General features: G+C 62.1%; 1 protein-coding gene. It reads left to right on the top strand.

Annotation, left to right across the window (positions count from 1 at the left end; genetic code table 11):
- Positions 1-94: 94 nt before the first annotated feature.
- A protein-coding gene (locus U4Y91_RS36510; protein WP_321809116.1) for an IS3-like element ISBcen6 family transposase occupies positions 95-1,305 on the top strand; the annotation gives its coding sequence in 2 pieces (ribosomal slippage) (positions 95-410 and positions 410-1,305; 1,212 coding nt in all).
- Positions 1,306-1,336: the final 31 nt, after the last annotated feature.

Raw genomic sequence — 1,336 nt, 5'->3', positions numbered from 1 at the left:
TGGAACAGCCCCCTGAAACGCCGGACACAGTCACCCACTTACAATAACGGGTAGGCATAAGACTGTGTTTTTGACTAACACCAGGCAGGAAGTGATGGAAGTGTTGACGGGCCCGGAGCGCCGGCGGCGCTGGACGGCGGAGCAGAAGCTGGCGATGGTTCGCGAGAGTTTCGAGCCGGGGAAATCGGTTTCGATGGTCGCGCGCCAGCACGGCGTGAATCCGAACCAACTGTTCCACTGGCGCAAGCTGTACCAGGACGGGAGCCTGTCAGCGGTCAAGGCCGGCGAGGAAGTGGTTCCCGCCTCAGAGCTGGCCGACGCGCTCAAGCAGATTCGTGAGCTGCAACGGATGCTCGGCAAGAAGACCATGGAGAACGAGATTCTCCGCGAAGCAGTCGAGTACGGCCGGGCAAAAAAATGGATAGCGCACTCGCCCTCGCTGCCGGAGGACGACCAGTGAAACTGGTTTGTGAAGTTCTCGGCGTGTCGCGCTCGAACGTATCGGCACGACTGTCGCGTCCGGCGACGTGGCGCGATGGCCGTCAATCGAGGCAGACTGACGACGCGGCCGCAGTCGAGGAAATCCGCCGGGTCATCGGCGATTTGCCCAGCTATGGCTATCGCCGGGTTTGGGGCATATTGCGCAACGAGCGCGTCGCGGTTGGGCTGGTGCCGTTCAATGCCAAGCGCATCTATCGCGTCATGCGTACGCACGGGTTGCTGATGCAGCGCCGGCCGCTTCCGCCTCGCCCCCAACGTCGACACGACGGCAAGGTGGCCGTCGCGCGCAGCAATCAGCGATGGTGCTCGGATGGCTTCGAGTTCCGCTGCGACAACGGCGAGCCGCTGCGCGTAACGTTCGCGCTGGATTGCTGTGACCGTGAGGCGATGAGTTGGGCAGCCACGACGGCAGGCCACAGCGGCGACATCGTGCGAGACGTGATGCTGGCTGCAGTGGAAAATCGGTTTGGCAACGAACTGCATACACCGTCCGAAATCGAGTGGCTGAGCGACAACGGTTCGGGCTACACGGCCGACGACACGCGCCGGTTCGCAGTGGCCATCGGCCTGAAGCCATTGACCACGCCGGTGTGCAGCCCGCAAAGTAACGGGATGGCCGAGAGCTTCGTGAAGACGATGAAACGCGACTACGTCGCCTTCATGCCGAAGCCGGACGCAGCGACTGCTGCACGCAACTTGGCCATCGCGTTCGAGCATTACAACGAGAAGCATCCCCATAGCGCGCTGAAATACCGCTCGCCTCGCGAGTTCCGGCGCTCGATGGATTCAGCAACCTTAGTGTGACGCTGTGTCCGGTATTACAGGGGCAACTCCA

Source organism: Burkholderia sp. BCC1993 (genome assembly GCF_905339865.1).
GTDB lineage: Bacteria > Pseudomonadota > Gammaproteobacteria > Burkholderiales > Burkholderiaceae > Burkholderia.
Note: the sequence above shows the minus strand (reverse complement) of the source record. Positions and strands in the feature narration are given on the sequence as shown.